Origin of the sequence: Streptomyces sp. NPDC059957, from assembly GCF_042730015.1 — a bacterium.
Lineage (GTDB): Bacteria > Actinomycetota > Actinomycetes > Streptomycetales > Streptomycetaceae > Streptomyces.
Window position 1 is genome coordinate 60218 of record NZ_JBHWMB010000025.1, and the last position, 7840, is coordinate 68057.

Here is a 7840-nt window from a genome sequence, read left to right on the forward strand (position 1 = left end):
ACGGAAGAGAGACCCCGACCGCATGTACATCAAGCACCTCGACCGCACCGGCCTGAACCACGAGAACGGTCTCGACGCGCAGCGGCTGCTGCCCTGGTCCGAGCTGAACGCCCCGTTCGAGGGCTCCTGGTGCGTGATCCGCCCCGGTACCGCGTCGACCCCGCACGGCCACCACGAGTACGAGATCTTCATCGCGCTCAGCGGCGAGGCCTTCCTGGAGTCGCGCGGCGAGCGCGTCCCGTTCGTGGCCGGCGACATCGTGCACTTCCCCCCGCACCACGAGCACCGCGTCGTCAACGAGTCCGACGGCGACTTCGAGATGTACAGCGTCTGGTGGGACGCCGAGATGGGCGAGCGGTTCGCCGCCCGCCACGCGGCCGACGCCGTGACCGAGCCGGCCCTGGAGGTCTGAACCATGGCGCAGCAGGACACCTCGCGGCGTACGGTCATCATCGGCCCCCCGCCCACCCCCAACGGGGATCTGCACGTCGGCCACATCGCCGGCCCGTACATGGCCGCCGATGTCCACGCCCGCTACCTGCGGGCCACCGGGCAGCCGGTGATCTACACGACCGGTACGGACGACAGCCAGACGTACGTGGTCTCCAGCGCGGCCAAGCTCGGCACCACCCCGGAGGCGCTGGCCGACAAGTCCTGGCACGAGATCCGCGAGACCCTCGCGCTGATGGGCATCTCCGTGGACACCTTCGCGCCCTTCGACGACGGCTACCGCGCCATGGCCCTCGATTTCCTCGGCCGGCTGCACGAGCAGGGCAAGTTCCGCCTGCGCACCGTGAAGCTGCCCTACGTCGAGGCCACCGGGGAGTTCCTGATGGAGGGCCTGGTCAGCGGCGGCTGCCCGGTCTGCCTCGCAGTCAGCCGCGGCGGTCTGTGCGAGGGCTGCGGCCACCCCAACAACTTCGAGGAGCTGACCGACCCGCGCTCCACGCTCGACGCGGACGCCGTGGTCACCTACCGCGAGAGCGAGATCCTGGTGCTCCCGCTGGAGGAGTACCGCGAGCAGCTCACCGCCTTCCACGAGGCGAAGCAGTCCACGTGGCGCCCGCGCATCGTGCAGCTGGTGCGCGAGCTGCTGTCCCGCCCGCTGCCGGACTTCCCCATCACCTACCCCACGGGCTGGGGCATCCCGGCGCCGTTCCCGGAGACCCCGGGCCAGGTGCTCAACGCCTGGGCCGAGGGCATGCCGGCCTCGATGTTCTGCACGGCCGAGGCGCAGCGCGCGCTCGGCGAGGAGCCGGCGTCCGACGACGAGCTGTGGCTCGCCGAGAACGACATCCGGCTCGTGTACTTCCTGGGCTTCGACAACGCCTACTTCTGGGGCCTGACGCACCTGGCCCTGCTGATGGCGCACGAGGGCCGCTACGCGCTGCCGGACTCGATCATCTGCAACGAGTTCTACGAGCTGGAGAACGAGAAGTTCTCCACCAGCAAGGGCCATGTGGTGTGGACCCGCGACCTGGTGCGCGAGGTCCCCCGTGACCTGGCCCGCTTCTACGTCGCGCTGACCGCCCCCGAGCACATGCGCACCAACTTCAGCCGGGCCGCCCTGGAGAAGATCACCGGGGAGCGGCTGACCGGTCCCTGGAACCAGCTGGCCGATCTGATCGCCAAGGCCGTCGCCGAACTGGGCGTACAGGACGAGGAGCTGGCGGTCTCCGAGGCGGCGACCGGCCGCCGGGCGGCGATGGCCGAGCGGTTCGCGGCCGGCTACCAGCTGACGGGCTACAGCCTCAGCCGGACGGCCGACCTGATCGCGGGTCACATCTCCCGGCTGCTCGGCTCCGCCGAGGCCCTGGCGGAGTCCCTGTCGCCGGCCACGGAGCGCGAGGTCTCGCTGGGCCGGCTCGGCGACCTCTTCGCGGAGCTGCGGACGCTGATCGCCGCGGCCTCTCCGATCCTGATCGACCTGGCGGAGGAGGCCCGTGAGGCGGGCGGCTTCGACGGGACCTTCCGGGTGGACCCCGCGCTGCGCACGACCAAGGCCTTCGTGGTTCCGGTGCTGGCGGGACCGCGCGGCTAGCGGGCCGTCTCGGCCCGCGGGCCGAGACACGACAGAACGACAGAACGACAGAACCATCAGAACGACCAGAACGACAGGAAGGGGAGGTGCGCCATGCGGGTAACCGTGGTGGGCGGCGGGGTGATCGCGCTGATCACCGCCGTGGAGTGCGTGCTCTCCGGCCACCGGGTCACCATCGTCGACCAGGGACCCATCCCGTACAGCCGGGCCACCTCCTTCGACCAGCACCGCATCGTGCGGGCCCTGCACCCGTCCGACCCCACCGCCACGCAGGCCGCGCTGCGCTCCCACCGCCGGTGGGGCGAGCTGGAGGACCTGTTCGCCACCCGCTTCTACGAGCGGGTGGGCGCGCTGACCGTCCTGCCGCCCCCGGCGGCCACGGACGGCGCGGTCCTCCTCGGCGACGCCGGCGGGCGGGCCCAGGCGCTCACGGCCGGCCGGCTGGCCGACCTCTACCCGCACCTGAGCCTCGACAGCGGGTTCGGCGCGGTCCTGGAGGAGGAGGCCGGCGTGCTCCTCGCCGACCGGGTCCTGGCCGCCGCCGTGGCCTGGCTGCGCTGGCAGCCCGGCGTCGAACTGCACCCGCACCGGGCCGCGGTCGAGGTGGACGGCGACAGCGCGTCCGTACGGCTGGTCAACGGAGACGTCCTGCGCGCGGACGCGGTCCTCGTCGCGGTCGGCGCCTGGTCCCGGGGGCTGCTGCCGCCGGACATCGCCGAGCGGCTGACCCTGTACCGGCAGTCCTTGCTGTACTGCCGGGTCCCCCGGCAGCAGGCCGCCGCTTGGGCGAGCACCCCGGCCGTGCCCGCGCTGGGTACCCGGGGAGGGGCCTGGCTCATCCCGCCGGTGGCCGGCACCGCGCTCAAGCTGACCTCGGCGTCGGTCTGCCGCCAGGTCGACGAACTCACCGACCACGCCACCGAGGAGGCCTGGCAGCGCCGGCTGGAGACCGAGTTCGGTGATCTGCTGCCCGGCTTCGGCCCGGCGTGGGTCACCGACACGAAGGACTGCTACTACATGTCCTTCGCCGAGACCGGCGGACCGCTGCTGGTGTCCCTCGGCGGCTCCGGCTACGCCTACGCGGCGTGCGGCGGCATCTCGTTCAAGTTCGCCCCGCTCATCGCGCGCTCGCTGGCCGAGCGGCTCACCGGCACGGCCCCGTCGCCTACCGGCCTCAGCGCCCTCGACGGTCCGCCGCTCCGTGCCTTCTCCCCTGCCTTCCCCTGATCTTGCCTTGCCCGAAAGGAACCGTCCTCGATGAAGCTCCTGGCCCTCGAAGCCCGCCAGAACGCCACCTACTACGTCTCGCGCTACCAGCAGGTCACCGCGCTCGGCGTCGACCTGTACGTGCTCAACGGCGAGGGCACCGAGGACTTCTGGCCCGCCGACCGCTACCGGCTCGCCGGGTCCCGGAACCTGGACGCCCTGATCTCGGCGGCCAAGGAATGGCACGCCGAGGAGGACTTCGACGGCGTCATCACCTTCTCCGAGTCCGGGGTCCTCGCGGTCGCCGCGGTCGCGGAGGCACTGGGCCTGCCCTCCGTCGGCGTCGAGGCAGCCCGTGCCAGCCGCAACAAGCTGCTGATGCGCCAGGCCCACGAGCGCGGCGCGGCCGCCCACCCGGCGTTCCGCTTCGTCGCCGAGGAGGCCGAGGCCCTCGCCGCCGCCGAGGAGTTCGGATACCCGGTCATCATCAAGCCGACGCTGGGCGCCGCGTCCAACTACGTCTTCAAGGCCGACGACGCGGCCGAGCTGAGCGAGCGTTTCGCCCAGGCGAGCAAGGGCCTCGGTGAACTGTCCTGGTACGCCATGGAGGCCGAGGGCCTGGACCTGGGCCCGCACGGACTGCTCGTGGAGTCCTTCCTGGACGGCGACGAGTTCCTCATCGAGGCGCTGGCCTGGGACGGCGAGGTCCACCTCGGCTCCATCGTGGACCGGGTGACCGCCGAGGGCGACACCTTCGACGACGACGTCCACCACGCGCCGACCGCGCTGACCCCCGCCCAGATCGAAGCCGTGCACGCGGTGGTCGAGGCCGGCGCCCGCGCCCAGGGCCTGGTCCGCTCCGTGATGCACGCCGAGATCCGCTTCCACGAGGGCCGCCCGCACATCGTGGAGATCGCCATCCGCCCCGGCGGCGGCGGCCTGGACCACATGGCGCGGATCTCCGCCGGCTACGACCCGATCAAGTCGGTCGTGGACGTGGCCCGCGGCGTGCGCCCGCAGGCCGGGCAGTACACCCCGACCGAGGTGCACACGGCGGCGATGTGCCTGCTGCCGCCCTCCTCCGGCCTGATCGAGACGCTCGAGGTGCCGGACGAGGTCGCGGACGCCGAGGCGCTGTTCTTCTTCAAGATCACCGCCAAGCCCGGGGACCTCGTACGCCGGCCGCCGGAGGGCAACAGCATCCTCGGCTTCCTCGGCGCCACCGGCACCTCCTTCGAGGACGCCATGACCACGGCGACCGACCTCGCCCGCCGCATCGAGACCACGGTCGCCCCGGCCGACCGCGGCTGACGCACCCGCTGACGCGACCCGCCGACGCCACCCGCTGACGCACCCACCCCCCACGCATCCCAAGGAGAGCAGCATGGAAGAACGTCCCGTCATCATGGTGGGCTACGTCCCGGTGGCCGTGACCTCCCTCGCGGAGTTCCAGCCCGAGGGGTCGCTCGTCATCGTCGACGAGCCCGACGTCATCCGTAAGCGCGACCACCAGGAGCGGGCCGACGGGACCCCGGTGGTCCGTGAGCTCATCGCCTGGGAGTACCAGCTCGACGGCGCCGCCGACGCCTTCTACAACACCTACCCCGACCTGAACCCGGCCGCGATAGCCCCGCTCCAGGAGTACGCCACCCCCTTCGCCGCCCGCCTCGCCGAGCGCTACGGAGTCCCCGGCGGCGGCTACGGCGCCGTCCGGCTGCTGCGCGACAAGGCGCTGCTGCGCAAGGTCACCCGCGCCGCCGGCATCCACAACCCCGAGTCGATCACCGCGTCCGGCCCCGACGAGGTCCGCGCCTTCATGGCCGCGCACCCCGGCCCGGTCGTCCTGAAGCCCGCCAACCGGCAGGCCGCGGTGGGCACCCGCATCCTCCAGAGCGCCGACCAGGTCGACGAGGCCTGGGCCGAGTGCACCTCCCAGGACGAGGGCATCTTCGTACCGGACCGCGAGATCGAGATCCGGATGCTCGTCGAGCGCTGCGTCCAGGGCCGCGAGTACAGCGTGGAACTCCTCGTCGACAAGGGCGAGGTGCTCTTCGGCAACGTGACGGCCAAGGAGCTCTACCCCGGCTCCCGCCCCGTCGAGCTCGGGCACCTGGTGCCCGCCGACGTCTCCGAGGACCTCGACGCGCTGATGCGCGCGGACACCGAGCGGGTGCTGCGCGCGGTCGGCTTCGACAGCGGCGTCGCGCACTGCGAGTGGATCGTCGAGGACGGCCGGCCCTACCTCGTCGAGTGCGCGGGCCGCTTCCCCGGCGACGGCATCGTCGACCTGATCGACCGCGCCTACGGGATCGACCTCGTCCGCAGCTACTGGGCCCTCCTCAAGGGCGAGCCGCTGCCCGCCGAACTGCCCGCCAAGGCCCCGCGCGCCGCCGCCGTCCGCTTCCTGCACACAGAGACCGGCGTGGTGGAGAGCATCGGGGGCCTCGAGGAGGCCCGCGCCCTGCCCGGTGTCGCCGTCTGCGACGTCTACCTCAAGCCCGGCGAGGAGGTGCACGAACTGCGCAGCTCCTGGGACCGGGTGGGCCTGGCCATCACGGAGGGCGACACGCGCACCGAGGCCCTCGCCCGGGCCGTGCAGGCCCTCGACACGGTTCAGGTCAAGGTGCGCCCGGCCGGCGAGGCGTGAGCGAGACTTCCGCCATGGTGACGGTCGAGGACGTACGAAGGCTCGCGCTCGCGCTGCCGCGGAGCGAGGAGCACCTCATCCGCGACCGCGTGAAGTTCCGGATCGGGAGCATCGTCTTCCTCGCCCTGTCCCACGACGAGAGCGTGCTCGGCTTCGCCTTCCCCAAGGAGGAGCGCCAAGCCCTCGCCGACTCGGATCCCGGCAAGTTCCCGCTGCCCCGGGCCTCGGACCTGCGCTTCGACTGGGCGCAGGTCACGATGGCGGCCCTGGACCACGAGGAGCTCGCGGAACTGGTCACCGAGGCCTGGCGGATGGTCGTTCCGAAGCGGTTGGCGCGCGAGCACCTCGGGGAGGCGGCGCAGCCCCTGCCCCCCGCCCCGTCGATCGCCGAACTGCGTTCCGCAGCCGAGGTGTTCAACGGCTTCTCGGGCGTGGACCGCAGCTGGCTCGCCCTGCTCGCCGACACCGCGCCCGGCGGCCTGGACCTCTCCGGGGACGCACACCGCACGCTCCTGCACCGCTGGCTCAACTCGTGGGGCTGTCGCATCCGTTACGCCCGCGACGGCGAGCCGGACCTGTTCGGCGAGGGGCTCGGCCAGTGGTGGGAGCGGCATCCGCTGCCCGCCACCCCGCTGGCCTCGCTCACCGACCGGGAGATCGGCCGGCTGGCCGCCGCGTACGGCGACCTGGCCGCCCTGCCGATCGGCCGCCGCAGCCTGGGGCCCACGGCCGCGGCCAAGGCCCTGTACGCGCTCCGGCCGCGCACGGTCATGCCCTGGGACGCGGCCATCGCCGCCCGCCTGCACGGAGCCCGGGACGCCGCGGCCTTCGCCCGCCACCTGGAGACCGGGCGGGCCTGGGCGCGGGCCGCGCTCGCGCGCAGCGGGCTGGACGAGGCCGCGCTGACCGAAGAGCTTGGCCGACCGGGGATCTCGCTCGCGAAGGTCCTCGACGAATACCTCTACGTGACCATCACTTACCGCAGTACCGACATACCGAAATCAGGGAGCACCGATGACCGTTGACGCGAAGACCACGGAGAAGGCACTGAAGCTGCGGGCGCTGGGCGAGGCGACCCTCGTCCTGCCCAACGCCTGGGACGCGGGCAGTGCGGCGGTGATCGAGGCGGCCGGCGCGTCCGCGATCGCCACGACCAGTGGTGGTGTGGCTTGGTCGATCGGGCGCGGGGACGGGCAGCACGCGACGCGGGCGGAGATGCTGGCGGCGGCCGCGCGGATCGTGGCGGCCGTGGACGTCCCGGTCACGGTGGACATCGAGGGCGGCTACGAGGACGTCGCGGCCACCGTGCGCGAGGTGGTGGCGGTCGGCGCCGTCGGGATCAACCTGGAGGACTCGAAGGCGGCCGACGGGACGCTCCACACCGCCTCGGAGCAGGCCGAACGGATCCGCGCCGCCCGCGCGGCGGCCACCGGGGCCGGGCTGCCGGAGCTGGTGATCAACGCCCGTACCGATGTGTTCCTGTTCGGGATCGGTGAGGAGTCCGGCCGTCTCGGCGACGTACTGGCGCGGGTGGAGGCGTACGCCGCCGCCGGGGCCGACGGGATCTTCGTGCCGGGGCTGCTGGACCTGGACGCCCTGGGCGAGATCGCCCGGGGGCCGCTGCCGGTCAATGCCATGGCCGGGCCGGGTGGTCCGTCCGTCGCCGAGCTGGCGAAGGCCGGGGTGCGCCGGGTCAGTGTCGGGACCGGGGTGGCGCAGGCGGCGTACACGGCGGCCCGCGCCGCAGCGGTGGAGGTGCTGGAGCAGGGGACGTACGGGGCGCTCGAGGGCGCGGTCGACTACGGCACGCTCAACGGCCTCTTCGTGAAGTAGTCCGGCAACCCGGCAGCCCGGTAACCGGGCAGCCGGGACCCGCAAGTGGGCCGCCCCGCACACAAATACCGGGGGGGAGCACCGGGTGTTTGTGACCCGGGAAGGGGGAGAGA

General features: G+C 72.7%; 7 protein-coding genes. All 7 read left to right on the forward strand.

Annotated elements, in window-relative coordinates:
- The first annotated feature begins 22 nt into the window (after positions 1-22).
- The gene (locus ACFWBW_RS18760; protein ID WP_385373746.1) at positions 23-412 is read left to right on the forward strand and encodes a cupin domain-containing protein; all 390 of its coding nucleotides are present in this window, start codon (positions 23-25) and stop codon (positions 410-412) included.
- A gap of 3 nt (positions 413-415) precedes the next feature.
- Positions 416-2041, forward strand: a complete 1626-nt coding sequence (locus tag ACFWBW_RS18765) for a class I tRNA ligase family protein (RefSeq protein ID WP_385373748.1) — start codon at positions 416-418, stop codon at positions 2039-2041.
- A gap of 93 nt (positions 2042-2134) precedes the next feature.
- Entirely contained in the window at positions 2135-3268 is a 1134-nt protein-coding gene (locus tag ACFWBW_RS18770; protein ID WP_385373750.1) for an NAD(P)/FAD-dependent oxidoreductase, read from the forward strand.
- 30 nt (positions 3269-3298) lie between these two features.
- Entirely contained in the window at positions 3299-4558 is a 1260-nt protein-coding gene (locus ACFWBW_RS18775) for an ATP-grasp domain-containing protein (protein WP_385373752.1), read from the forward strand.
- Positions 4559-4631: 73 nt separating this feature from the next.
- Positions 4632-5894 carry an ATP-grasp domain-containing protein gene (locus ACFWBW_RS18780; RefSeq protein ID WP_385373754.1) on the forward strand — a complete coding sequence of 421 codons (1263 nt, stop codon included), beginning with the start codon at positions 4632-4634 and terminating at the stop codon, positions 5892-5894.
- Positions 5891-6919 (forward strand): MmcQ/YjbR family DNA-binding protein, encoded by a 1029-nt coding sequence (locus tag ACFWBW_RS18785; protein ID WP_385373756.1) that lies wholly within the window; start codon positions 5891-5893, stop codon positions 6917-6919. The genes ACFWBW_RS18780 and ACFWBW_RS18785 overlap by 4 nt, the downstream gene beginning before the upstream one ends.
- Positions 6909-7727: an isocitrate lyase/phosphoenolpyruvate mutase family protein gene (locus ACFWBW_RS18790; protein ID WP_385373758.1), complete on the forward strand. Its 819-nt coding sequence runs from the start codon at positions 6909-6911 to the stop codon at positions 7725-7727. The genes ACFWBW_RS18785 and ACFWBW_RS18790 overlap by 11 nt, the downstream gene beginning before the upstream one ends.
- The last annotated feature ends 113 nt before the right edge of the window (positions 7728-7840 follow it).

Excerpts from the sequence above, each read along its gene's own strand:
- ACFWBW_RS18760 (WP_385373746.1), top strand. The coding sequence starts at position 23 with ATGTACATCAAGCACCTCGACCGCACCGGCCTGAACCACGAGAACGGT.
- ACFWBW_RS18765 (WP_385373748.1), top strand. The coding sequence starts at position 416 with ATGGCGCAGCAGGACACCTCGCGGCGTACGGTCATCATCGGCCCCCCG.
- ACFWBW_RS18770 (WP_385373750.1), top strand. The coding sequence starts at position 2,135 with ATGCGGGTAACCGTGGTGGGCGGCGGGGTGATCGCGCTGATCACCGCC.
- ACFWBW_RS18775 (WP_385373752.1), top strand. The coding sequence starts at position 3,299 with ATGAAGCTCCTGGCCCTCGAAGCCCGCCAGAACGCCACCTACTACGTC.
- ACFWBW_RS18780 (WP_385373754.1), top strand. The coding sequence starts at position 4,632 with ATGGAAGAACGTCCCGTCATCATGGTGGGCTACGTCCCGGTGGCCGTG.
- ACFWBW_RS18790 (WP_385373758.1), top strand. The coding sequence starts at position 6,909 with ATGACCGTTGACGCGAAGACCACGGAGAAGGCACTGAAGCTGCGGGCG.